Origin of the sequence: Mycolicibacterium austroafricanum (genome assembly GCF_902705885.1) — a bacterium.
Taxonomy (GTDB): domain Bacteria; phylum Actinomycetota; class Actinomycetes; order Mycobacteriales; family Mycobacteriaceae; genus Mycobacterium; species Mycobacterium vanbaalenii_A.
Genome location: NZ_CACSIP010000022.1, coordinates 24,793 through 48,898, shown reverse-complemented (window position 1 = coordinate 48,898; position 24,106 = coordinate 24,793). Strand labels below are relative to the sequence as shown.

The window sequence follows — 24,106 nt, the reverse complement described above, 5'->3', positions numbered from 1 at the left end:
GTGACGATTCGGCCGACCACGGCCGACGACATCGACGCCATTGGCGCGATCTACTCGAAGTACGTGGCCTCAGGTGTCGCCACGTTCGAAGTCGTTGCTCCCGACCGGGAGGAACTGCTGCGCAGGTTCGGCGCAGTCACATCCCGGACGCTTCACCGGCAGCGTGGTTTCACCGATGCCGGACGTCTGGCGGCGGTCGCGTTCAAACACGGCAAGTGGCTGGACACCCTCCTGCTGCAGCGGAGCCTAGACGGCCCGGCAGGCCGGTGACGGGAAGCGGGGCTTGATGCGGACTCCGTCCAGCCACGCGGTGAGTTCGTCGGCGCGCGAAGACAATTCCCGGGCGGCCCGGCGCCCCACATCCTCGAGCAGGACCATTTCCACCCGACCGTCACCGTCCTGTCGCCAGGCGCCGACCACGCGACCGTCCACCCACACGGTCGGGCCTGCGTTGCCGTTGCGGTCGAACACCTCGCTGCGGTGCGGTCCCAGGTACCAGTCCCGGTCGAACCAGCCCATCGTCGTGACGTCGAGGCCGGGCAGCAACGCACACCACGGCGCCACGTCGGGTTCGGGCTCATCGTCACCGGGCAGCACGAAACCCGGTGTCCCGTCCAGGTCCACCTCGACGGCATCGATGTCGCGCAGTGCCTGACGTGCCCAGCCGAGGGTGTTGCCGAACCACCACTTGATGTCGGTGACGGTCGCCGGCCCGAATGCGTACAACCACCGGCAGACCAGGTCGGCCCGCGCGGTCTCCGGCGCCACGGCGGGAGCGGCCGCCAGCCAGTCGCCAGCCAGCACCCAGCGCGGTCGTGACGTGGTCCACCCCCCGTCGTTGGGCCCGCGGACGATGTCGCCCCGTGCCGAGAGCAGCGTCAACACCCGCGGCGCCAGGTGGCTCTCCCCACCCCACGTCTTGCCCGGGGCCGGGTCATACCTGCCGGTCAGCTCAGGCAGCGCCTCGCGCAGCTGCTTCGCGGTGCAGGCACCATTCCGCCGCAGGTGACCGAGCACGGCCGTGGCGGCTGTCTCCAACCACGATTCCCCGTCGGCGGCCACTCCCGCCGCCTCGGCATCGGCGACGAGACGGCGACGCTCGTTGGCGGCCACCCTGTCACTGGCGGCCGACTGCACGGACGGCAGATCCTGCGGACGCACCACCCACAGGGTGCGTCGCATCGCCAGGTGCTTGACCAACGTGCGGTCGGTGTACAGCGCCGCGCGGACGCCGTCCACCGAGCAGTCCGGAACCCTGGCCCACAGGGACAGATACGGTGTTGTCGGGTCGGTCGCGTGCAGCCCCACCAGCCTGCCGGACAGTGTCTCGGCGGAGATCGGAGCCAGACCGCCGGCCAGCTGGTGACGCCGGGCCAGTCGGGCTCGTCGTTCGTCAACGGTGAAAGACCTCATCGTTGACGAAACCTACCGCGGGGGTCTGACTACTCGGCGTCGTCCCGGTTGGTGTCCATGGACTGGCGGATCTGGGCGAGGCGTTCGGCGGCCGCCTTCTGGCGAGCGTCGTACTGATCCTCCAGACTGCGCCCCTCCGGCGTCTCCGCAGCGAGCTCCGCCGATCCGATCGATGTCGAGAACCGGGTCTCGATCTTCTCGCGAACCGACTCGAACGTCGGCACACCGTCGGCGGTGTAGCCGGTGTCGACCGGTTCGGTACTGGGTTCGTCCGGCATGCGACCAACCTACTCCGGGGCGGCCTGACGCGGTTTGGCCAGCGGGAAAGGCAGCGTCTCACGGATGCTACGACCGGTGATCAGCATGACGACGCGGTCCACGCCCATACCCAGGCCGCCGGTCGGCGGCATGGCGTATTCCATGGCCTGCAGGAAGTCCTCGTCGAGCTCCATCGCCTCGGGATCGCCGCCGGACGCCAGCAGTGACTGCTCCTGCAGTCGGCGGCGCTGCTCGACGGGATCGGTCAGCTCGCTGTAGGCGGTGCCGAGCTCGACGCCCCAGGCGACCAGGTCCCAACGCTCGGCAATCCCTTCAATGCTGCGGTGCGGGCGCGTCAACGGGGACACCGACGTCGGGAAGTCTTTGTAGAACGTGGGTTCGGTGGTGCGGTCCTCGACCAGGCGCTCGTAGAGTTCGAGCACCACCGCGCCCGAATCCCAGTGGGTGAGGTAGGGGATCCCGGCAGCGTCGCACAGCCGCCTGAGGGTGGCGAGATCGGTGTCCGGGCCGATCTCCTCACCCAGTGCCTCCGACACCGCGCCGTGCACGGTCTTGACCGCCCACTGGCCGGAGATGTCGACCTGTTCAAAGGATGTCGCGCCTGCGTTGTTGAGGCGGGGCCGGAGGAACACGTGCGCACCGTTGGCGGCCTGCGCGGCGTTCTGGATCAGCTCACGGCAACCGTCAATCCACACGGTGTAGTCAGCGTGTGCCTGATAGGCCTCCAGCAGCGTGAACTCGGGGTTGTGGCTGAAGTCGACGCCCTCGTTGCGGAAGGCGCGGCCCAACTCGAAGACCCGCTCGACCCCACCGACACACAGTCGCTTCAGATACAGCTCCGGCGCGATCCGCAGATACAGGTCGAGGTCGTAGGCGTTGATGTGGGTGAGGAACGGCCGGGCGTTGGCGCCGCCGTGGATCTGCTGCAGGATCGGTGTCTCGACTTCCAGGAAGTCTTTGGCGACAAGGGTTTCGCGGATCGCGTGCAGGACCGCGCTGCGCGCCTTGACGAGCTCGCGGGCGTCGGTGTTGACGGCGAGGTCGACGTAGCGGGCCCGCACCCGCGCCTCCTGGTCGGTCAGCCCCTTCCATTTGTCGGGTAGCGGCCGCAGGCACTTGCCGTTGAGACGCCACCGGGTCACCAGTACCGACCAGGCGCCGGAGCGGCTGCGTCCCATGGTTCCCGACACCTCGATGAGGTCGCCCAGGTCGATCGTGCGGGTGACGTCGGCGGTGCTGCCCTCGGAGAGCATTGCGTTGTCGAACAGCAGTTGGGCCTCCCCGGACCAGTCCCGCAACTGGGCGAACAGCACGCCGCCGTAGTCGCGCAGCCGCAGCACCCGGCCCGCCACCGTCACCTCGGCGCCCTCCGGGCAGGCCAGCGCCTGCCCGACGGTGTGGCTGGGCGGCCGGCCCACCGGGTAGGCGTCGACACCGGCGTTCTGCAGGGCCTTGAGTTTGGCCATCCGCACCCGGACCTGCTCGGGCAGCCGGGGCTGGTCGTCGTCGGCAGGCAGATCGGCCTGCAGGCGGGCGTCGGGTGCGGTGCCGTCGCTGTGCAACAGACCGGTGTCCACAAGCACCCCCGGCGCGGTGATGTGGTGGCCGGTGTGAGGCTGTTCGTGTCGTCGCGAAAACGGCAGCGTCAGAAAGCCTTCCGCGATCACCGAGGCCACACCGACGCGGGGCACCAGCCGGGCGTCTTCGTAACAGGCGAACCGTGGCACCCACTCGGGCTGGTATTTCATGTTCGACCGGTACAGCGTCTCCAGTTGCCACCAGCGCGAGAAGAACACCAGCAGCCAGCGCCACAACCGCGCCACCGGGCCCGCGCCCAACTGGGCACCCTGCTCGAACGCCGAGCGGAACATCGCGAAGTTCAAGGAGATGCGGGTCACCCCGATGTCCTCGGCCTGCATGCACAGCTCGCTGACCATCAATTCGATTGTGCCATTGGGGGATTGGGGTGAACGTCGCATCAGATCCAGGGACGCTCCGTTGCTGCCCCACGGCACCAGCGACAGCATCGCGACCACCTGGTCACTGCCTCCCTGCACAGCCTCCACCAGCAGGCACTCCCCGTCGGCGGGGTCACCGAGCCGGCCCAGCGCCATCGAGAAGCCCCGCTCGTCGTCGGTGTCGCGCCACGCGTCGGCCCGTTGGACCACCTGCGCCATCTCGCCGGCGTCGATGTCGCGGTGTCGGCGGATCCGCACCCCGGCCCCGGCGCGCCGCGCGCGGGTCACCGCTTGGCGCACCGCCCGCATGTCGGGCCCGGACAGTCGGAAGTTGTCGGGGTGCAGGATCGCCTCGTCGCCGAGCTGCAGGGCGTTGAGCCCGGCCGCACGGAACGCCTGTGCCGCTGTCGAACTGGCGCCCATCACCCCCGGCGCCCACCCGAAGGTCTGACACAACTGCAGCCAGGCGTCGATGGCCTGTGGCCACGCTTTCGGATCGCCGACCGGATCGCCGCTGGCCAGGCACACGCCGACCTCGACGCGGTAGGTGATGGCGGCGCGGCCGTTCGGGGCGTACACCACCGCCTTGTCGCGGCGGGTGGCGAAGTATCCCAACGAGTCGTTCTTGCCGTACAACTCCAGCAGCCCACGGATGGCGGACTCGTCCTCACCGGTGAGCGCGTTGTCGGCACGTTGCGACTGGAACAGCACGATCGCCGCTGCCATCAACGCGAGCGCACCGAACAGTCCGAGTGCCGCGTTGACCAATCCGTGCGGTTGCTGCCCGTCGAACGCCGCGGCGTCGAGACCGGCGAATGCGGCGACGCGGTTGGCGGCGTAGAGCAACCGGTAGCCGCGTTCGAGCGTGCCGGGGAACAGCTCCAGCAGCAGCCAGCCGATCAGGATTCCCACTGCCATACCCGCGAGCAGTGTCGCGGTGGCCTTGATCAACGCGCCGCGCCTGACCCTGGCCCAGAACTGGCCTCGAGCCAGCACCAGGAAGGCGATGGCGGCGACGTGGAAGACCAGGCCGATGATCTCGCCGAGTTCCTCGATCACCGACTCGTCGCCGGTGACCAGGTCGCCGATGTTCACCACGATGGCGGCGACCATGTACAGCACCAGGATCCACCAGGCGATGCGTTTGCGGGCCGCCAGCGCGGCGGCCAGCAGCGCCAGCACGAACGCCCACGCGAAGCTGGTGTCCGGGAAGTTGAAGATGTAATCGTTGACGAACTCCCGCGGCACCCGGATCACCGACCGGACCAGCGGCGAGATGCTCGCCACCAGGGACAGCGTCGCGATGACACCGACGATCCAGCCGGCCGCCGCCGGCACCCAGCCGACGCCGGACGTCGCGCGCACCCTCGCGGGGATCGTTGAGGTCATAGGGCGCGAGGATATTCGCTCGTCAGACGACCTGTACGGATGTTCGACTTCGCCGAGTGGGTCACCAGACCGGGCCGGTGTACTTCTCTCCCGGCCCGTGTCCGGGTTCCTCGGGCGCGGCGCTGGCCTCGCGGAACGCCAGTTGCAGGCCTTTGAGTCCGTCGCGCACCGGTCCGGCGTGCGGCCCCAGATACTCGGCCGACGCCGTGACCAGTCCGGCCAGGGCGGTGATCAGCCGGCGGGCCTCGTCGAGATCGCGGTAGGGGCTCTCGTCCGGATCCGCCTCCGACAGGCCCAGCTTCTCGGCGGCCGCGCTCATCAACATCACCGCGGCGCGCGTGATGACCTCGACGGCGGGGATGTCGGCGAGTTCGCGCGCCGGGGGGCCGGGCTCTGCAGCGCGTGTTGGATCATCGGTCATGCCTGCTAGACTTGCACGCGCGACCGTCCCGGCTGACGCCAGGGACAGTAAGTGGAGTCCCACTCCCACCGCTGGCCACCGATTCATTCGAAGGTACAGCGGTCCGGTCACAGACATCGGTGATGTCTGTGCTGGTCGGCACTGGGCCCTGCGATGAGCAGGGCTTATCTGTTCTTTGGGGCAGAGTGCTGCGGCGTGGGGGGCTCCTGAGGACAACTAGGAGGCCCCATCAGCACTGAGACCCGCGTCAACGAGCGCATCCGCGTACCTGAAGTTCGCCTGATCGGACCGGGCGGTGAACAGGTAGGCATCGTGCGCATCGAAGATGCACTCCGCGTCGCCGCGGATGCCGATCTCGATCTCGTCGAAGTAGCACCGGACGCCAAGCCGCCAGTCTGCAAGATCATGGACTACGGCAAGTTCAAGTACGAGACGGCCCAGAAGGCACGCGAGTCTCGCAAGAACCAGCAGCAGACCGTCGTCAAGGAACAGAAGCTGCGTCCCAAGATCGACCCGCACGACTACGAAACCAAAAAGGGTCACGTGATCCGCTTCCTGGAGGCGGGCTCGAAGGTCAAGGTGACGATCATGTTCCGCGGACGTGAGCAGTCACGGCCCGAACTGGGCTATCGGCTCCTGCAACGCCTGGGCGCCGACGTCGCCGATTACGGCTTCGTCGAGACGTCCGCCAAGCAGGACGGCCGCAACATGACGATGGTGCTGGCACCGCACCGCGGCGCGAAGACTCGCGCCAAGGCGGCGCAGGATGCGGACGGCCCGGCCCAACGGCCTGGCCCAGCGCAGTCCACCGCCAACCCAGACACCACCCAGCAGAACTGAGGAATCATGCCCAAGGCCAAGACCCACAGCGGCGCTTCCAAGCGTTTCCGCCGCACCGGAACAGGCAAGATCGTGCGCCAGAAGGCCAACCGTAGGCACCTGCTCGAGCACAAGTCGAGCAAGCGCACCCGCCGGCTCGAGGGCCGCACCGAGGTGGCCGCCAACGACAAGAAGCGCATCGCGAAGCTGCTGAACGGCTGACCTTTTCGGCCGAGCCTGAACCTGACCCGAATGAGATAGGAAGACCCCCATGGCACGCGTGAAGCGCGCAGTCAACGCGCAAAAGAAGCGGCGCACGATCCTCAAGGCCTCCAAGGGATACCGCGGCCAGCGGTCCCGGCTGTACCGGAAGGCCAAAGAGCAGCAGCTGCATTCGTTGACCTATGCCTACCGTGACCGGCGTGCCCGCAAGGGCGAGTTCCGCAAGTTGTGGATCTCGCGCATCAATGCGGCGGCCCGCGCCAACGACATCACCTACAACCGACTGATCCAGGGGCTCAAGGCCGCCGGAGTCGAGGTGGACCGCAAGAACCTCGCCGAGCTCGCAGTCAGCGACGCCGCCGCCTTCACCGCGCTGGTGGAGGTCGCCAAGGCCGCACTGCCCGCCGATGTGAATGCGCCGTCATCCGACGCAGGCGAGGCTGCCTGACCCTCACCGAGCGTTCTGCCCGAGTGACGGCGGCAGCCAAGCTGCACCGTCACATCGGACGCCGCCGCGCCGCACGCTTCCTCGCCGAGGGTCCCAACCTCGTCGAGGCCGCGTTGCGGCGCGGAGTCGTCTCGGAGGTGTTCGCCACCGAGAGCGCCGCCGCACGTTTCAGTGCCCTGCTGGCCGACGCGCCGGTCCACCTGGTCACCGAACGTGCCGCAAAAGCGTTGTCGGACACGGTGACCCCCGTCGGGCTGGTGGCGGTGTGCTCGATTCCCGACGTCGACCTCGGTGAGGTGCTCAGCGGCGGGGCGACGCTGGTCGCGGTGCCGGTGGGCGTCTCCGAGCCCGGAAACGCGGGCACCGTGATCCGGGTCGCCGATGCGATGGGCGCCGACGCCGTGGTGCTTGCCGGGCACAGTGTCGACCCCTACAACGGCAAGTGCCTACGCGCGTCGGCCGGAAGCATCTTCTCGATCCCGGTGATCAGCGATCCCGACGCGATCGGCGTCGTCACGCAGGTGAAGGACGCCGGGATGCAGGTCTTGGCGACACTGCTCGACGGTCAGCTCAGCCTCGATGACGCCGATCTGTCCGTTCCGACGGCGTGGCTGTTCGGGCCAGAAGCCCACGGCCTTCCTCCCGAGATCGTCGACTTGGCGACGGCGGGGGTGCGGATCCCGATGTCCGGCAGCGCCGAAAGCCTCAACGTCGCTGCGGCGGCTGCGATCTGCCTCTACGAGAGCGCACGCGCAGCCCGGCGGTGAACGGGACCGACCGTCGATCCAAGCCCGTAGCTACGTGTTTGATTTGAGGAGTCGCTCGGACACGGTGAGCATCAGCTTTCTGGGCGTCACCCGGTATCCGGAGGCCAGCAGCCTGTTGCGCCAGCCGGAGACCACGGTCGGGGAGGAGCCGTCGAGGGCGGCGAAGGCGGTGTCGACGACCTGCTCGGAGGTCTGCCGGCCGTCGGTCAGGAACTCTTCTCCGGTGCGGGCGAAGAATTCGGTCTCCGTCGCTCCGGGGCACAGCGCGAGCACCCTCACCCCGGTGCCCCTGCACTCCTGCCAGAGCGCTTCGGTGTAGGACAGCACGAACGCCTTGGTCGCTCCGTAGACAGCCATTCCGGGAGTGGGCTGGAACCCCGCGGTCGAGGCCACGTTGAGCACCAGCCCGTGTCGCCGTCCTGTCATCGGCGGCAGGAAACGCGCAGTAAGGTCGACCAGTGTGCCGCAGTTCAATTGGATCTGGCCGGCATTGGCCTCAGGGTCCTGATCGACGAAGTTCCCGTGCAGTCCGACGCCGGCATTGTTGACCAGCACGTCGACGGTCCGCCCGAGGGCCTGCACGCTGTTCTCCAGTTCGGCCCCCGACCCGGGAACCGCCAGGTCGGCGGCGATGACGTCGACGACGATCCCCGGATGCTCGGCTACCAGCCCGTCTCGCAACGCGGCCAGCTTGTCTGCCCGCCGCGCGACCAGTATCAGGTTCGCGCCGCGGCGGGCGAACTGAACGGCGAATTCCTCACCGATCCCGCCGCTCGAGCCGGTGATCAGTACGGTGCTGTTGTTGAAGTCCACCTGTCGCTCCTGCGCTAGTAGGCGAGCCTTCGAGGCTAGTCGCTCAGCAGACCCCTGGCTACGTGCGTGATCTGCACCTCGTTGCTGCCCGCGTAGATCATCAGCGATTTGGCGTCGCGGGCGAGTTGCTCGACCCGGTACTCGGTCATGTAGCCGTTGCCGCCGAACACCTGCACCGCCTCCATCGCGACGTCGGTTGCCGCCTGCGAGCAGTACCATTTGATCGCCGATGCCTGCGCCAGCGAGATGGCGGTTCCCGTCTGCGCCGCCTCGATGACCCGGAACAGCATGTTGCGCACGTTCATCCGCGCGACCTCCATGTTGGCGAGTTTGAGCTGGATCAGCTGGAACTGACCGATCTCCCTGCCCCACAGGGTGCGGGTCTTGGCGTAGTCGACGCACAGCCGCAGACACTCCTCGATCACGCCGAGCGCCATCGCCGCCACCCCGATGCGCTCGGCGGAGAAGTTGGAGCGGGCGCTGTCGCGGCCCGAGTCCTTGCCGTCGGCGCTGTCACCTTCGGTCTCACCGAGCAGGCGGTCGCGGCCGAGTCGGACGTCGTTGAAGAACAGTTCCCCGGTGCGGGACGAGTGAATGCCCATCTTGCGGAACGGTTTCGACTGGACGAAGCCGTCCATCCCTCGGTCGAGGACGAACGTCAGCACTTTGCGGTCGCGCTGATTTGAGGTGGACGAGCGCTCGCGCGAGGACCCTGATCCTGCATCATTCTCATTCAGCTTCGCGTACACCACCACGACGTCGGCGTCCGGACCGTTGGTGATGAACGTTTTCTGGCCGTTGAGAATGTAGTCGTCGCCGTCGCGCACCACATAGGACTTCATGCCGCCGAAGGCGTCCGAGCCCGAGTCGGGTTCGGTGATCGCCCACGCGCCGACCTTGTCGTAGGTGACCAGATCGGGAAGCCAGCGTTCCTGCTGGGCCAGGGTGCCGCGCCCCATGATCGTCGGCACGGTGAGCCCCAAACTCACGCCCATCCCGGTGACGACTCCCATCGACACCCGGCACAGCTCACTGACCACCACGAAACCCATTCCCGCCGAGCCGCCGTCGCCGCCGAACATGCCTCCGGAGGAGGGCTTGTCCGTCGCGGCACCGTGGCCGTCCCGCAGTCGCGCGAGGCGCTTGTTCAGCGAGTCACGCGCCATGTCGGCGATCCCGAAGGTGGCGAAGAGCTTGCGGATGATGGGGTAGGGCTCCATCTCGCCGCTCTCGAGCGCGTCGACGTGCGGGCGGATCTCCTTGTCGACGAACTCGCGCACGGCGTCGCGCACGGCGATATCGACGTCAGACCATTCGAGCATGTGTTCAGGCTGCCTTACCGCGACCACGCGCGGGGCGGATACCAGCAAGTGAAAACGTCGTGTGCACAAGTGAGCCGACGCGGTCGAGCAGCGACTTCTGCGGGGGCACGTAGTGCACGGCATTGTCCCGGTGATCCCGCGGGGGCGCCATGAACGCCGGGGCCTCGACCAGCGGAGCATCCGCCGGGGCCCGGCCCTGGGCGCGTCGGTAGGCGGCGACCGCCCGCGGATGAAGCCGCACCTCGTGAGGCACCGCGACGAACGCGAACTCGACCATCTTGCCGAACAGCCGCAGCAGCACTTCGTCACCGGCCGTCCAGCGCATCCCGGCCCGTTCGCGCACTGCCGGATCAAAAAGTCCTGCCGCGATCCATCGCTGTGCCCCGACCATCGGTTTGAACATCTGGTCCCACAGCGGTGTCGGCATCATCACGAACCAAGGTTTGGGGATCCGGATGGAGAAGATGTCCATCGTGGCTTGGTTCATCTCGAGCTCGTCACGGCATGTGCGGTCCCAGTAGTCCTGGAACGCTTCCCAGGATTCCGGAACCGGCCGCATGCTCATCCCGTACATCCGATACCACTGGACGTGCTCGTCGAACAGCTGGCGCTTCTCGGCCTCGGTCAACCCGCCGCAGAAATACTCTGCGGTCTTGATGATCAGCATGAAGAAGGTCGCGTGCGCCCAGTAGAACGTCTCGGGATCGAGTGCGTGATAACGCTTTCCGGCGGCGTCGACACCCTTGATGGTCTTGTGGTAGCTCTTGATCTGCGCTCCGGTCTGTGCGGCCCGATCGCCGTCGTAGACCACGCCCATGATCGGGTACACCGAACGCGCAACGCGCTGCAGGGGTTCGCGCAACAGGATCGAATGGTCCTCGACGCCGGCGCCGAGGTCCGGGTACATGTTCTGGATCGCGCCGATCCAGACGCCGAGCATGCCGGTCCGGACGTCACCGAAGTACTTCCACGTCAGTGAGTCAGGACCCAGGGGAGTGCTGTTTGCCGTCGTAGCCATCGCCATTGATCGCACTTCATCACGATAGGCGTGACAACAATCGTTGTCTACGATTCCGCGGGCGGACCGCAACAGTGTTACTGACGCGGCACCGCGCTGCCACACTGTCGTGACCTGCCCGTTTATGCCGCCGTCCGGGCTGGATTAGGGTAGGCGGTGTGGACGACGAGCCGCCGGGTGAACACGTGGGCGGGGGCTCGTCAGGGCCGATGGGCTGGCTCAGGGACGCCAACCACAGTCCCAGCATCATCTCGTTGCTCAGGCGAGCGCGCCGCGCGTTGCCCGGCGACCCGGAGTTCGGCGATCCGTTGTCGGTGGACGGTGTCGGAGGACCGCGAGCGGCCGCTCGGGCCGCCGACCGCATCCTCGAACGTGAAGCGGTGTCCCGCGAGGTCAGCCTCGGCGCCCTTCAGGTCTGGCAGGCGCTGACCGAACGGGTCTCGGGTCGGCCCGCCAACGCCGAGGTGACATTGGTGTTCACCGACCTTGTCGGCTTCTCGGCGTTCTCGCTCGGTGCCGGTGACGGAGCCACGCTCAAACTGCTGCGTCGGGTCGCCCAGGTGGTGGAACCACCGCTTCTCGAGTCGGGCGGTCACATCGTCAAGCGCATGGGCGACGGGATCATGGCGGTGTTCGCCGAGCCCGCCACTGCGGTGCGCGCGTCGCTCGTCGCTCGGGAGGCGCTCAAATCCGTTGAGGTGGAGGGCTACACACCACGAATGCGGGTGGGAATCCACACCGGACGTCCGCAGCGGCTCGGCTCGGACTGGCTCGGGATCGACGTGAACCTGGCCGCGCGGGTGATGGAACGCGCCACCCGGGGCGAGCTCATCGTCTCGGAGGCGACCCTGCAGCGGATTTCGCCAGAGGAGTTGGACGACCTCGGGGTGACGGCGAAAAAGCTGCGCAAGCAAGTCTTCGCCCCCAAGCAAGAGGGTGTGCCCGCCGACTTCGCCATGTACCGGTTGCGCACCCGTAGGCCGTCGGCGGGCGTAGCCGCCGAGGATGGCTCGGTCGGTTAGCGTCCTTGCCGCGTCCGGGGCTGAGCGTGGCGAATCACGTAGCTGGCCAAAGTGTTCAGTGACATCTGCGAAGAGGAGCTCACTCCCTGACGCGAGTGGGTGAGCGCGTGCGGACACCGTGCTCCGGTGTCGATCGCCGGTAGCAGAAAGGGGCACCTCCTGATGGAGGTGCCCCTTGTTCTGTGCGGGTTACTTGACGTCGACGAAGACGACGTTGCCGGTGGTCCGCAGGACGCGGTCGTCGCCCTGGGCGTCCCAGACGTACTCGCGGATGGGCTGGCCCTGGCGCACCGAGACGACGTCGGCGTTGTCGAGTGCGGTGGCGCTTTGGCGGTTGACGATGACGCGGTTGCCGTCGGCTTCGAGTGCGGCGATGGTGTCCGCTGCGCTGTTGCCGGAGGGCGCGGCTTTGGGGGGCCAGGGTCCGGCGGCGGCGGGGCCGGCCAGCCCGATGAAGGCGGCGGCGAATCCAGCGGCGGTGGCGGCGGTGATGGCGGTGGTGGTGATGTTCTTCATTGTTTGTGCTCTTCCCTCTGTGTCGGATCGGAGCCGTGGAGCGAATCTCGCGGTTTCGACGCTTTGTGGTGTTTTCTTGTGGTTCTGGTGGCTTAAACCAGCAGGTCAGGGGTTTAATTCCGGTGGCAGGAATTGCGCGCTCGCTGGCAGAAACACGGCGGTTTGTGCCCCGCCGGAACGGTATTCCGGCAGCGAAATGCCGAGAGAGGCCCTGCTGGAATACCGTTCCGGCGGGTGGGCAGCGGGTCAGCGGAACTCGTCGGCGGAGGCTTCGATCCAGTCGGACCGCCAGGACTCCGGCGGATCCTCGAGCAGCTCGCCGGGCATCAGCCAGTCGTAGATCTCGGCGTAGGTGCGGGAACGCTGGCCCTCCACGCGGCGGTTGAGCATGGCGGGGCAGAGTTCGTGGAATCCTGCCAGCCCCATCGACGCCACGATCTGCGCGGCACTCGCCACGGTGGCGCGTTGGAAGTTGAACACTCGGGTGCTCTTGTCGGAGACATCGAGGGCTCTGGTGCGCGCAGGATCCTGAGTGGCCACCCCGGTCGGGCAGTGGTTGGTGTTGCACTTCAGCGCTTGGATGCAGCCGACCGCGAACATCATCGCCCGCGCCGACAACGTGAAATCGGCGCCCTGGCAGGCGCGACTGACGATGTCGACGCCACTGGCCACCTTGCCCGACGCGCCGATCTTGATCTGGTCGCGCAGCCCGGTGCCCACCAGGCTGTTGTGCACCAACATCAGTCCATCGGTCAACGGCATGCCGACGTGGTCCTCGAATTCCTGTGGCGCTGCACCCGTTCCACCCTCAGCGCCGTCGACGATCACGAAGTCCGGCGCGAGACCGGTGGCCAGGATGCCCTTGCATATCGACAGGAACTCAGAGCGCGCCCCGACGCAGAGTTTGAATCCCACGGGCTTGCCGCCCGAGAGTGTGCGCAGCGTCGCGATGAACTCCGCGAACTCGATCGGGGTGCCGAACGCGCTGTGTGCCGGCGGGGAGATCACCGTTCGTCCGACCGGCACGCCGCGGGTGGCGGCGATCTCCGCGCTGACCTTGGCGCCGGGCAGCACCCCACCGAGACCCGGTTTGGCCCCCTGCGACAGTTTCACCGACACGGCCTTCACCGAGGGCAGCCGGGCCTTCTCGGTGAACTGCGCGGCATCGAAGCGGCCGTCGTCGCCCCGGCATCCGAAGTATCCGGAACCGATTTCCCAGATCAGGTCTCCACCGCCGCGGAGGTGATAGGGACTGATCCCACCCTCACCGGTGTCATGGGCGAAGCCCCCGCGGGCGGCTCCCGTGTTGAGCGCCTCGATTGCATTGGCGGACAACGCCCCGAAGCTCATGGCCGAGACGTTCAGAAGCGCGATGTCGTAGGGCTGGGTGCAGCGGGTGCCGCCCAGCCGGACACGGGGATCGAGGTCGTCGGCGAACCGCGCTCGAAGTGAGTGGCGCAGGAACTCGTAGCCGATGGCGTTCACGTCGCGCTCGGTGCCGAACGGTTCGTCCCCCTTGGTGCCGGCGGCCCGCTCGTAGACCATGTCGCGGGTCTCGCGGTCGAAGGGTGAGGCCTCGGTGTTGGACTCGATGAAGTATTGGCGGATCTGCGGGCGGACCGCCTCCATCAGCGGGCGGGCGCGTCCGAGGATCGGATACAGCCGGAAGACGGTGTGCCGCGTCTGCAGCAGATCCCACGTTCCCAGCGCGGCCGCCACCAGCAGGATCACCGCGAGCACGGCCCACCAAGCACTGCGGGTGACCGTCAATGTGGTGGCCGTGATCGCGAGCACCCACACACCGCCGACGATGAGGGGCCGGGTGAGCACGGCGTGAGGGTATCGCGCCGGCTGCCAAACGCACGCGAAGTACGCCGAAGCCATCGCCTATGATCGCCGGGTGGCTGAGCAGCCAGTAGACCTATCAGACGATGCGCTGGCCGATGCGGTCAGCGCAGCCAGGCATGCCTTCGACAAGGCATCGGACCTGGACGCGCTCGCGCGGGCCAAGACCGAGCACCTCGGGGACCGGTCGCCGATCGCCTTGGCGCGCCAGGCCCTGGGGTCGCTGCCCAAGGCCGACCGTGCCGACGCCGGCAAACGGGTCAACGTCGTCAGGGCCGATGTCCAGCGCGGCTACGACGAGCGTCTGGCGGTGCTGCGCGCGGAGCGGGACGCCTCGGTCCTGGTCGCAGAGAGGATCGACGTCACGCTGCCGTCAACCCGGCAACCGATCGGCGCGCGTCACCCCATCACGATCCTCGCCGAGCGGATCGCCGACACCTTCGTCGCGATGGGCTGGGAACTGGCCGAGGGACCCGAGGTCGAGACGGAGCAGTTCAACTTCGATGCGCTGAACTTCCCGCCGGACCACCCTGCCCGCAGCGAGCAGGACACGTTCCACGTGGCGCCCGACGGCTCACGCCAGGTGTTGCGTACCCACACCTCACCGGTGCAGATCCGGGCGCTGTTGGAGCGGGAACTGCCGGTCTACATCATCTCGATCGGGCGTACCTTCCGCACCGACGAACTGGATGCGACCCACACCCCGGTGTTCCACCAGATCGAGGGCCTGGCCGTGGACAAGAACCTCACGATGGCCAACCTGCGCGGCACACTCGACGCCTTCGCGCGCTCGGAGTTCGGACCCCAGGGCCGGACCCGGTTCCGGCCGCACTTCTTCCCGTTCACCGAACCATCGGCCGAGGTTGACATCTGGTTCCCGAACAAGAAGGGCGGGCCCGGTTGGGTGGAATGGGGCGGCTGCGGCATGGTCAACCCGAATGTGTTGCGCGCCTGCGGCATCGACCCTGAGGTGTATTCGGGCTTCGCCTTCGGCATGGGCCTGGAGCGCACCCTGCAGTTCCGTAACGGCATCCCCGACATGCGGGACATGGTCGAGGGTGACGTGCGCTTCTCGCTGCCGTTCGGGGTGGGAGCCTGATGCGCCTTCTCTACAGCTGGCTGCGCGAAATCGTCCGAGCCGGCACGCCGGGCTGGGACGTGTCCCCGGACGAACTCGAACACACGCTGATCCGCATCGGCCATGAGGTCGAAGAGGTCATCCCGGCCGGCCCCGTCAGCGGTCCGCTGACGGTGGGCCGGGTGGCCGAGATCGAGGAACTCACCGAGTTCAAGAAGCCCATCAGGGCGGTCAAGGTCGATGTCGGAGAACCGGGGCCGCGCGACATCGTCTGTGGTGCCACCAACTTCGCCGTAGGTGACCTGGTCGTGGTGGCGCTACCGGGCACCGTGCTGCCGGGTGACTTCACGATCGCCACCCGTACGACCTATGGCCGCACCTCCGACGGGATGATCTGCTCGGTGTCGGAACTCAACCTGGGCTCCGACCACTCCGGCATCCTGGTGCTGCCACCGGGCACCGCGGAACCCGGCGCACCTGCCGCCGAGGTGCTCGGCCTCGACGACGTGGTCTTCAACCTCGCCATCACCCCGGACCGCGGCTACTGCCTGTCGGTGCGGGGGCTGGCCCGGGAGATCGCCAACGCCTACGACCTCGACTACGTCGATCCCGCCGACGTCCCGCCGCTGCCCGTCGAGGGCGAGGCGCTGCCGGTGGCGATCGAGCCCGGCACCGGCGTGCTTCGCTTCGGCTTGCGGCCGGTCACCGGAATCGACCCGAAGGCCGTGTCGCCGTGGTGGATTCAGCGCAGACTGCTACTCAGTGGCATCCGGGCGATCTCGCCCGCGGTGGATGTCACGAACTACGTGATGCTGGAACTGGGTCACCCCATGCATGCCCACGACCGCGGCCTGATCACCGGCGGGTTCCGAGTGCGGTTCGCCGAACCGGGGGAGACGGTCGTCACGCTCGACGACGTCGACCGCCGCCTGGACCCTGCTGACGTGCTGATCGTCGACGACGCCGCCACCGCCGCCATCGGCGGCGTGATGGGGGCGGGCACCACCGAGGTCCGCGACAGCACCACCGACGTGCTGCTGGAAGCCGCGGTGTGGGATCCCGCCGCGGTGTCGCGCACCCAGCGGCGTCTGCACCTGCACAGCGAGGCCGGCCGCCGCTACGAACGCACCGTCGACCCCGCGGTGTCGGTCGCGGCGCTGGACCGCTGCGCCACACTGCTCGCCGAGATAGCCGGCGGCACAGTCGAACCCACGCTCACCGACTGGCGCGGGGACCCGCCCGCGGACAATTGGTCACATCCGCCGGTGAGCATGCCCGTCGACCTGCCCGATCGCACCGCGGGGGTGTCGTACCCCGCCGGTGTCGCGCAGAAGAGGCTGACACAGATCGGTGCCCATGTCGTCGTCGACGGTGACCGGCTGACGGCCACACCGCCGAGTTGGCGCCCCGACATCCGCCAGCCCGCCGACCTGGTCGAGGAGGTGATGCGGCTGGAGGGCCTCGACGTCATCCCGTCGGTGCTACCGCCCGCACCGGCCGGGCGCGGGCTGACCCCGGACCAGAAGCGCCGTCGGGCGATCGGGAAGTCGTTGGCGCTCAGCGGCTACGTCGAGGTGCTTGCCACCCCGTTCCTCGCCGGCGACGTCTTCGACCTGTGGGGGCTGCCCGCCGACGACGAACGCAGGCGCACCACCCGGGTGCTCAACCCGCTGGAGGCCGATCGGCCCGAGTTGGCCACCACGCTGCTGCCCGGGTTGCTCGAGGCGTTGGCGCGCAATGTGTCCAGGGGTGCGACCGACGTCGCACTGTTCGGGATCGCCCAGGTGGTCATACCCACCTCGGAGACCCGGGCCGTCGAGCGTATTCCGAATGATCGCCGTCCCACCGACGACGAGATCGCGGCTCTGGACGCGTCGCTGCCCCGGCAACCGCGGCATGTCGCCGCAGTGCTCGCCGGCCTGCGCGAGCCCGCGGGTCCGTGGGGTCCTGGCCGCCCGGTGCATCCCTCCGATGCGTTCGAGGCGGTGCGCATCATCGGCCGGGCCTGCGGGGTGGAGTTGACGCTGCGGCCGGCGCAGCACCTGCCGTGGCATCCGGGTCGCTGTGCGGAGGTGGTACTCGGTGCGGCGACCGTGGGCCACGCCGGTCAGTTGCACCCCGCGGTGATCGAACGCTGTGGCCTGCCGAAGGGCAGCTGCGCCCTGGAGCTGGACCTGGACGTCGTTCCGATCACCGAGACGCTGCCTGCGCCTTTGGTGTCGCCGTTCCCCGCGGTGTTCCAGGACGTCGCGCTGGTGGTCGACGCCGACGTCGCGGCCCAGAGCGTCGTCGACGCGGTGCGCGCGGGTGGGGGACCGCTGCTCGAGGACGTCCGCCTGTTCGATGTCTACACCGGCCCGCAGGTCGGTGAGGGGCGCAAATCGCTGGCACTGGCGCTACGGTTCCGCGCCCCCGATCGCACCCTCACCGAGGAGGAGGCCAGTGCCGCGCGCGACGCCGCCGTGGCAGAGGCGGCGGGCCGGGTCAACGCCGCGCTGCGGTCTTGAGCGCCGGGTGATCATCCGTAACGAACGCGAGTCCGACGCCGGGGCCATTCGCGCGCTGACCACGGCGGCTTTCGCCGATGTGCCCCAGAGTCGGCAGACCGAAGCCGCCATCATCGACGCACTGCGGGCCGCGGGGGATCTGACGCTCTCACTGGTGGCGGTCGACGAAGGTGATCACGTCGTCGGCCACGTGGCCGTGTCGCCGATCTCCATCAACGGCGACACCGACTGCGGCTGGTACGGCGGCGGCCCGTTGTCGGTGAGGCCCGATCTGCAGCGCAGCGGCATCGGCACGGCACTGGTGCGGGCGGCGTTCGACCGACTGCGCGAGATCGGGGCGCGGGGTTGCGTGGTGGTCGGCGACCCCGACTACTACCGCAGGTTCGGGTTCACCAGCGACGCGTCGTCACTGGTGGTGCGGGAGGTGCCGCCCGAGAACGTCCTGACGCTGACACTGCAGGACGGTGTCCCCGCCGGGACGGTTGCGTTTCACCCGGCATTCGGCGTCCCGAGTTAATGAGTTTGCAAGTTCCTGCATAATCATGCACCATCGCTGTATGACATCAGTCGCCGTCGCCGGTGCCAGTGGTTATGCCGGTGGAGAGATCCTCCGACTGCTCCTCGGCCACCCCGCGTATGCCTCCGGCGGGTTGACGATCGGGGCACTCACGGCGGCCGCGAGTGCAGGCACCACGCTGGCCGAGCACCACCCGCACCTGTTACCGCTGGCGTCGCGGACGCTGGAGCCCACCGAACTCGACGTGCTCGCCGGGCACGACGTCGTGTTCCTGGCGCTGCCGCACGGACATTCGGCGGTGCTGGCCGAGCAACTGGGACCGGACACCCTGATCATCGACTGCGGTGCCGACTTCCGGCTCACCGATTCCGCCGACTGGGAGCGGTTCTACGGCTCCCCGCATGCCGGCAGCTGGCCCTACGGACTGCCGGAACTGCCCGGTGGCCGCGACCGGTTGCGGGATGCCAAGCGCATCGCCGTGCCCGGTTGTTATCCGACCGCCGCGCTGCTCGCACTGTGGCCTGCGCTCGCCGCCGACCTGATCGACCCCGCCGTCACCGTTGTCGCCGTCAGCGGCACCTCCGGGGCTGGCCGAGCCGCCAAAGTGGATCTGCTCGGCGCCGAGGTCATCGGATCGGCACGTGCGTACAACATCGGCGGTACGCACCGGCACACGCCCGAGATCGCCCAGGGGCTGCGTGCGGTGACCGCAGGCGAGGTCACCGTGTCTTTCACCCCGGTGCTGATCCCCACCTCACGCGGCATCCTGGCCACCTGCACGGCGCGCACCTCCGCGCCGGTCTCGGAGCTGCGGGCCGCGTACGAGAAGGCTTACGACGGCGAGCCGTTCGTTCACCTGCTGCCCGACGGTCAGTTGCCGAAGACCGGCGCGGTGATCGGCAGCAATGCGGCACAACTCGTAGTCGCGGTCGACGAGGACGCGGCGACCTTCGTCGCGATCGCGGCCATCGACAACCTCGTGAAAGGCACCGGTGGAGCAGCCGTGCAGTCGATGAATCTGGCCCTGGGGTGGGCCGAAACCGACGGACTGTCGATCGTGGGGGTGGCGCCGTGACCCGGCTGCTGCGCACCCAGGGTGTGACGGCGCCGGCCGGATTCCGCGCGACCGGGATCGCTGCCGGTATCAAGGCGTCCGGCGCGCTGGACCTTGCGCTGGTGTTCAACGAGGGGCCCGACCACGCCGCCGCGGGGGTGTTCACCCGCAACAAGGTCAAAGCCGCGCCGGTGCTGTGGTCTCAGCAGGTGCTGACCGCCGGGCGGCTTCGCGCGGTCGTCCTCAACTCCGGTGGCGCCAACGCCTGCACCGGCCCCGGTGGTTTCCAGGACACCCACGCGACTGCGGAGGCGGTGGCCGCCGCGCTGTCGGACTGGGGAACCGAGACCGGCGCGATCGAGGTGGCCGTCTGCTCGACCGGCCTCATCGGTGACAGGCTTCCGATGGAGAAGGTGCTGGCCGGCGTCAAAGAGATCGTGCACGAGATGGCGGGCGGTCTCACCGGCGGCGAGGAAGCCGCGCGCGCGATCATGACAACCGACACCGTGCCCAAACAGGCTGCGCTGCACCACCAGGACAAGTGGACCGTGGGCGGAATGGCCAAGGGCGCGGGCATGTTGGCTCCGTCACTGGCCACCATGCTCAGCGTCATCACCACCGACGCCGTCGCCGATGTCGCAGCGCTGCAACGCGCGCTGGAGCACGCCGCTTCGCGCACCTTCGACCGGCTCGACATCGACGGGTCCTGCTCGACCAACGACACCGTGCTGCTGCTGGCCTCGGGTGCCAGCGAGATCACGCCGAGCCAGGACGACCTCGACGACGCCGTGCTGCAGGTGTGTGACGACTTGTGCATCCAGCTGCAGGCCGACGCGGAGGGCGTCACCAAGCGGATCGTCATCGAGGTCACCGGCGCGGCCACCGAGGACGACGCGCTCACCGCGGCGCGGGTGGTGGCCCGCGACAGCCTGGTCAAGACCGCGCTGTTCGGGTCCGATCCCAACTGGGGACGCGTGCTGGCTGCCGTCGGTATGGCGCCGGTCGACCTCGACCCCGAACGGATCACCGTGTCGTTCAACGGCTTCCCGGTCTGCGTCGACGGCGCCGGCGCGCCGGGAGCACGCCAGGTCGACCTGTCGGGTGACGACATCACGGTCACCGTCGCCCTGGGCGTCGGATCAGCGTCGGCCGAGGTCCGTACCACCGACCTCTCGCATGCCTACGTCGAAGAGAACTCGGCCTACAGCTCATGACTCCGACGACCTCCGAGCAGGCCGCGGTGCTCGCCGGGGCGCTGCCGTGGCTCAAGGCCCTGCACGACAAGATCGTCGTGGTGAAGTACGGCGGAAACGCGATGACCGACGACACGCTCAAGGTGGCGTTCGCGGCCGACATGGTCTTCCTGCGCAACTGCGGTATCCACCCAGTCGTAGTGCACGGCGGCGGGCCACAGATCAGTGCCATGCTCAAAAAGCTGGGCATCGCAGGCGATTTCAGGGGTGGTTTCCGGGTCACCACTCCCGAGGTGCTCGACGTGGCCCGGATGGTGCTGTTCGGCCAGGTGGGCCGGGAGTTGGTGAACCTCATCAACGCGCACGGCCCCTACGCCGTCGGCATCACCGGTGAGGACGCGCAACTGTTCACCGCGGTGCGCCGCACCGTGCTCGTGGACGGTGTCGCCACCGACATCGGCCTCGTCGGTGACGTCGCGCGGGTGAACACCGACGCTGTGCTGGACCTCATCGACGCAGGCCGCATCCCCGTCGTGTCGACGATCGCCCCCGACGCCGACGGCGTGGTCTACAACGTCAACGCCGACACCGCGGCGGCGGCGCTCGCCGAGGCGCTCGGTGCTGAGAAACTGTTGATGCTCACCGACGTCGAGGGCCTGTACACCAACTGGCCCGATCGCGGCTCACTGGTCAGCGAGATCGACGCCGCGGCATTGACACAACTACTTCCGACCCTGGAGGAGGGCATGGTGCCCAAGATCGAAGCCTGCCTGCGCGCGGTCGGTGGCGGTGTCCCGAGCGCACACGTCATCGACGGCCGCGTCGAACACTGTGTGTTGGTCGAACTGTTTACCGACGGCGGCGCCGGCACAAAGGTGGTCGGCACGTGAGCGCGCAGACTCCGCTGCTGGACCGGTGGTCGGCGGTGATGATGAACAACTACGGCACCCCGCCGTTGGCGCTGGCCAGCGGCGACGGCGCGGTGGTCACCGATGTGGATGGCAGGTCCTACGTCGATCTCCTGGGTGGCATCGCGGTCAACGTTCTGGGACACGGCCATCCCGCGGTCATCGAAGCGGTCACCCGCCAGATGGCCACGCTGGGGCATACCTCCAACCTGTATGCGACCGAACCGGGTGTGGCGCTGGCCGAAGCGCTCGTCGGGCTCCTCGGCGCTCCCGCCCGGGTGTTCTTCTGCAATTCCGGCACCGAAGCCAACGAGGTGGCCTTCAAGATCACCCGGCTGACCGGCCGAACCAAACTCGTTGCCGCGCAAGGCGCATTCCACGGCCGCACGATGGGATCGCTCGCTTTGACCGGCCAGCCGTCCAAACAGGCGCCGTTCGCCCCGTTGCCCGGAGACGTCACCCACGTGCCTTACGGAGACCTCGACGCCCTCGCGGGCGCGGTCGACGACGACACCGCGGCGGTGTTCCTCGAACCGATCATGGGCGAGGGCGGCGTCGTCGTGCCCCCCGCCGGATACCTCACGGGGGCCCGCGAGATCACCGCCGCGCACGGCGCGCTGCTGGTTCTCGACGAGGTCCAGACCGGGGTGGGGCGCACCGGTGCTTTCTTCGCCCACCAGCACGACGGCGTCACCCCCGATGTCGTGACGCTGGCCAAAGGGCTCGGCGGAGGGCTGCCGATCGGCGCCTGCCTGGCGGTAGGCGCGACGGCCGACCTGCTCACCCCGGGCCTGCACGGCAGCACCTTCGGGGGTAACCCGGTCTGCACCGCCGCCGCGCTGGCGGTTCTCGGTGTGCTCGCCGACGAGCGTCTGGTCGAACGCGCCGACGTGCTGGGCAAGACCATCAGCCACGGAGCAGAAGCGTTGGACCATCCGCTGATCGACCACGTCCGCGGCCGCGGGCTGCTGCTCGGCATCGTGCTCACCGCCGAGGCGGCCAAGCCCGTCGAGACCGCCGCGCGCGAGGCAGGTTACCTGGTCAATGCGGCCGCCCCCGACGTTGTCAGGTTGGCGCCGCCGCTGGTGATCACCGAGGCACAGGTCGACGGTTTCCTCTCCGCGCTTCCCACCATCCTCGATCAGGCCGGCACTGAGTTGGAGGGCAAATGACCCGGCATTTCCTGCGCGACGACGATCTGACCCCCGAGGAGCAGGCAGAGGTCCTGGCGCTGGCCGCGGAGCTGAAGGCATCCCCCTTCTCCCGTCGCCCGCTGGAGGGACCCCGCGGTGTGGCGGTGATCTTCGAGAAGAATTCGACGCGCACCCGGTTCTCGTTCGAGGTGGGCATCGCGCAGCTCGGCGGTCACGCCGTGGTGGTCGACGGTCGCAGCACCCAGCTGGGCCGGGAGGAGACGCTCGAGGACACCGGGCAGGTGCTGTCCCGCTACGTCGATGCCATCGTGTGGCGGACTTTCGCCCAGGAGCGACTCACCGCGATGGGCTCGGGGTCGACCGTCCCGATTGTCAACGCGCTGTCTGACGAGTTCCACCCGTGCCAGGTGCTGGCCGACCTGCAGACGCTGGCCGAGCGCAAGGGGGCGCTGAAAGGATTGCGGCTGGCCTACTTCGGGGACGGCGCCAACAACATGGCGCATTCGCTGATGCTGGGTGGTGTCACCGCAGGGGTGCACGTCACGATCGCTGCCCCTCGCGGTTTCGAGCCGCACCCGATGTTCGTCGCCGCCGCCGAGGCGCGCGCGGCGCAGATCGGGGCCACCGTCACGCTCACCGATGACCCGGTGTCGGCAGCGGCCGGCGCAGATGTGCTGGTGACCGACACCTGGACGTCGATGGGTCAGGAAAACGACGGCCTGGACCGGGTCCGCCCGTTCCGGCCCTTCCAGCTCAACGCCGCCCTTCTCGACCGTGCGGACTCCGAAGCTGTTGTACTGCATTGCCTTCCGGCGCACCGCGGACACGAGATCACCGATGAGGTGATCGACGGCCCGCAGAGCGGGGTGTGGGACGAGGCAGAGAACCGGTTGCACGCGCAGAAGGCGTTGCTGGTGTGGTTGCTCGAGGCGTCGCCGTGACCAGCGCTGCGACCCGCGCCGGGCGGCAGGCCCGGATCGTCGCGCTGCTGTCTGCGTGCTCGGTACACAGCCAGACCGAGCTGGCGGCGCTGCTGGCCGACGAGGGAATCGACGTCACGCAGGCGACGTTGTCGCGGGACCTCGAAGAACTCGGCGCGGTCAAGCTCAGGGGCGCCGACGGCGGCGTGGGCGTCTACGTGGTGCCCGAGGACGGCAGCCCGGTGCGCGGCGTCACCGGTGGCACCGAACGGGTGTCGCGTCTGCTCGTGGACCTGCTGGTGTCCACCGACGCCAGCGCCAACCTCGCCGTGCTGCGCACGCCCCCGGGCGCCGCGCACTACCTGGCCAGCGCCATCGACCGGGCGGCACTACCGTACGTGGTCGGCACGATCGCGGGCGACGACACCATCTTGGTGGTCGCCCGCGAACCGATGACCGGTGCCGAGCTCGCCGCCACGTTCGAGAACATTTCCCGAGCCTGAAGTAACACTGAAGAAGGAGT

General features: G+C 68.4%; 24 protein-coding genes. 15 read left to right on the top strand and 9 right to left on the bottom strand.

The genetic code is table 11. From position 1 onward, the window contains the following. Entirely contained in the window at window positions 1–270 is a 270-nt protein-coding gene (locus BEMPMBAN_RS15355; protein WP_234897483.1) for a GNAT family N-acetyltransferase, read from the top strand. On the opposite strand, the gene BEMPMBAN_RS15350 is transcribed toward BEMPMBAN_RS15355, so the two are convergent. From BEMPMBAN_RS15350 to BEMPMBAN_RS15335, 4 genes are all read right to left on the bottom strand, one after another. Beyond that, window positions 247–1,413, bottom strand: a complete 1,167-nt coding sequence (locus BEMPMBAN_RS15350) for a winged helix DNA-binding domain-containing protein (protein ID WP_159231407.1) — start codon at window positions 1,411–1,413, stop codon at window positions 247–249. The genes BEMPMBAN_RS15355 and BEMPMBAN_RS15350 overlap by 24 nt on opposite strands. A gap of 29 nt (window positions 1,414–1,442) precedes the next feature. Beyond that, the gene (locus BEMPMBAN_RS15345) at window positions 1,443–1,691 is read right to left on the bottom strand and encodes a hypothetical protein (RefSeq protein ID WP_159231405.1); all 249 of its coding nucleotides are present in this window, start codon (window positions 1,689–1,691) and stop codon (window positions 1,443–1,445) included. A gap of 9 nt (window positions 1,692–1,700) precedes the next feature. Continuing rightward, complete coding sequence (gene lysX, locus BEMPMBAN_RS15340; protein WP_159231403.1) at window positions 1,701–5,039, bottom strand: bifunctional lysylphosphatidylglycerol synthetase/lysine--tRNA ligase LysX; 3,339 nt, start codon at window positions 5,037–5,039, stop codon at window positions 1,701–1,703. A gap of 61 nt (window positions 5,040–5,100) precedes the next feature. Beyond that, window positions 5,101–5,460 (bottom strand): DUF1844 domain-containing protein, encoded by a 360-nt coding sequence (locus tag BEMPMBAN_RS15335; RefSeq protein WP_159231401.1) that lies wholly within the window; start codon window positions 5,458–5,460, stop codon window positions 5,101–5,103. A 228-nt stretch (window positions 5,461–5,688) separates the two neighbouring features. Between BEMPMBAN_RS15335 and infC the strand changes: the two genes are divergently transcribed. Genes infC through BEMPMBAN_RS15315 form a run of 4 tightly spaced genes read left to right on the top strand, consistent with a single transcriptional unit; the run spans window position 5,689 to window position 7,716 of the window. Further along, complete coding sequence (gene infC / locus BEMPMBAN_RS15330) at window positions 5,689–6,300, top strand: translation initiation factor IF-3 (RefSeq protein WP_159231495.1); 612 nt, start codon at window positions 5,689–5,691, stop codon at window positions 6,298–6,300. 6 nt (window positions 6,301–6,306) lie between these two features. Next, on the top strand, window positions 6,307–6,501 hold the full coding sequence (rpmI, locus tag BEMPMBAN_RS15325) for a 50S ribosomal protein L35 (protein ID WP_159231399.1): 195 nt from the start codon (window positions 6,307–6,309) through the stop codon (window positions 6,499–6,501). Window positions 6,502–6,550: 49 nt separating this feature from the next. After that, window positions 6,551–6,949 (top strand): 50S ribosomal protein L20, encoded by a 399-nt coding sequence (rplT, locus tag BEMPMBAN_RS15320; RefSeq protein WP_159231398.1) that lies wholly within the window; start codon window positions 6,551–6,553, stop codon window positions 6,947–6,949. A 23-nt stretch (window positions 6,950–6,972) separates the two neighbouring features. Beyond that, window positions 6,973–7,716 carry a TrmH family RNA methyltransferase gene (locus tag BEMPMBAN_RS15315; RefSeq protein ID WP_159231396.1) on the top strand — a complete coding sequence of 248 codons (744 nt, stop codon included), beginning with the start codon at window positions 6,973–6,975 and terminating at the stop codon, window positions 7,714–7,716. Between the two features lie 30 nt (window positions 7,717–7,746). On the opposite strand, the gene BEMPMBAN_RS15310 is transcribed toward BEMPMBAN_RS15315, so the two are convergent. From BEMPMBAN_RS15310 to BEMPMBAN_RS15300, 3 genes are read right to left on the bottom strand one after another with little or no spacing between them, the layout of a single operon-like run. Continuing rightward, window positions 7,747–8,529, bottom strand: a complete 783-nt coding sequence (locus BEMPMBAN_RS15310; protein WP_159231394.1) for an SDR family NAD(P)-dependent oxidoreductase — start codon at window positions 8,527–8,529, stop codon at window positions 7,747–7,749. Window positions 8,530–8,564: 35 nt separating this feature from the next. Next, complete coding sequence (locus BEMPMBAN_RS15305) at window positions 8,565–9,851, bottom strand: acyl-CoA dehydrogenase family protein (RefSeq protein WP_159231391.1); 1,287 nt, start codon at window positions 9,849–9,851, stop codon at window positions 8,565–8,567. A gap of 4 nt (window positions 9,852–9,855) precedes the next feature. Continuing rightward, window positions 9,856–10,869, bottom strand: a complete 1,014-nt coding sequence (locus tag BEMPMBAN_RS15300) for an oxygenase MpaB family protein (RefSeq protein WP_200845992.1) — start codon at window positions 10,867–10,869, stop codon at window positions 9,856–9,858. Between the two features lie 209 nt (window positions 10,870–11,078). Here BEMPMBAN_RS15300 and BEMPMBAN_RS15295 point away from each other — a divergent pair, with 209 nt between their 5' ends. After that, a complete protein-coding gene (locus BEMPMBAN_RS15295) occupies window positions 11,079–11,891 on the top strand; it encodes an adenylate/guanylate cyclase domain-containing protein (protein WP_159231491.1) in 813 nt (270 codons plus the stop codon). A 189-nt stretch (window positions 11,892–12,080) separates the two neighbouring features. Here the strand turns inward: BEMPMBAN_RS15295 and BEMPMBAN_RS15290 are convergent, their stop codons facing one another. Together BEMPMBAN_RS15290 and BEMPMBAN_RS15285 are read right to left on the bottom strand one after the other, a co-directional pair. After that, entirely contained in the window at window positions 12,081–12,407 is a 327-nt protein-coding gene (locus BEMPMBAN_RS15290) for a hypothetical protein (RefSeq protein ID WP_159231389.1), read from the bottom strand. A gap of 246 nt (window positions 12,408–12,653) precedes the next feature. Beyond that, complete coding sequence (locus BEMPMBAN_RS15285; RefSeq protein ID WP_425294980.1) at window positions 12,654–14,237, bottom strand: FMN-binding glutamate synthase family protein; 1,584 nt, start codon at window positions 14,235–14,237, stop codon at window positions 12,654–12,656. A 70-nt stretch (window positions 14,238–14,307) separates the two neighbouring features. On the opposite strand from BEMPMBAN_RS15285, the gene pheS reads away from it, so the two are divergent. Genes pheS through BEMPMBAN_RS15240 form a run of 9 tightly spaced genes read left to right on the top strand, consistent with a single transcriptional unit; the run spans window position 14,308 to window position 24,086 of the window. Next, on the top strand, window positions 14,308–15,351 hold the full coding sequence (pheS, locus tag BEMPMBAN_RS15280) for a phenylalanine--tRNA ligase subunit alpha (RefSeq protein ID WP_159231385.1): 1,044 nt from the start codon (window positions 14,308–14,310) through the stop codon (window positions 15,349–15,351). Then, window positions 15,351–17,837 (top strand): phenylalanine--tRNA ligase subunit beta, encoded by a 2,487-nt coding sequence (pheT, locus tag BEMPMBAN_RS15275; RefSeq protein WP_159231383.1) that lies wholly within the window; start codon window positions 15,351–15,353, stop codon window positions 17,835–17,837. The genes pheS and pheT overlap by 1 nt, the downstream gene beginning before the upstream one ends. A 7-nt stretch (window positions 17,838–17,844) precedes the next feature. Further along, window positions 17,845–18,354 carry a GNAT family N-acetyltransferase gene (locus BEMPMBAN_RS15270; RefSeq protein ID WP_159231381.1) on the top strand — a complete coding sequence of 170 codons (510 nt, stop codon included), beginning with the start codon at window positions 17,845–17,847 and terminating at the stop codon, window positions 18,352–18,354. A gap of 40 nt (window positions 18,355–18,394) precedes the next feature. Beyond that, on the top strand, window positions 18,395–19,429 hold the full coding sequence (gene argC, locus BEMPMBAN_RS15265) for an N-acetyl-gamma-glutamyl-phosphate reductase (RefSeq protein ID WP_159231379.1): 1,035 nt from the start codon (window positions 18,395–18,397) through the stop codon (window positions 19,427–19,429). Continuing rightward, entirely contained in the window at window positions 19,426–20,622 is a 1,197-nt protein-coding gene (gene argJ, locus BEMPMBAN_RS15260; protein WP_159231377.1) for a bifunctional glutamate N-acetyltransferase/amino-acid acetyltransferase ArgJ, read from the top strand. The genes argC and argJ overlap by 4 nt, the downstream gene beginning before the upstream one ends. Beyond that, on the top strand, window positions 20,619–21,491 hold the full coding sequence (gene argB / locus BEMPMBAN_RS15255; RefSeq protein WP_159231375.1) for an acetylglutamate kinase: 873 nt from the start codon (window positions 20,619–20,621) through the stop codon (window positions 21,489–21,491). The genes argJ and argB overlap by 4 nt, the downstream gene beginning before the upstream one ends. Next, window positions 21,488–22,681 (top strand): acetylornithine transaminase, encoded by a 1,194-nt coding sequence (locus BEMPMBAN_RS15250; protein ID WP_272952239.1) that lies wholly within the window; start codon window positions 21,488–21,490, stop codon window positions 22,679–22,681. The genes argB and BEMPMBAN_RS15250 overlap by 4 nt, the downstream gene beginning before the upstream one ends. After that, a complete protein-coding gene (gene argF, locus BEMPMBAN_RS15245) occupies window positions 22,678–23,604 on the top strand; it encodes an ornithine carbamoyltransferase (RefSeq protein ID WP_159231373.1) in 927 nt (308 codons plus the stop codon). Before BEMPMBAN_RS15250 ends, argF begins: the two co-directional genes overlap by 4 nt. Then, a complete protein-coding gene (locus tag BEMPMBAN_RS15240; RefSeq protein ID WP_159231371.1) occupies window positions 23,601–24,086 on the top strand; it encodes an arginine repressor in 486 nt (161 codons plus the stop codon). Before argF ends, BEMPMBAN_RS15240 begins: the two co-directional genes overlap by 4 nt. The last annotated feature ends 20 nt before the right edge of the window (window positions 24,087–24,106 follow it).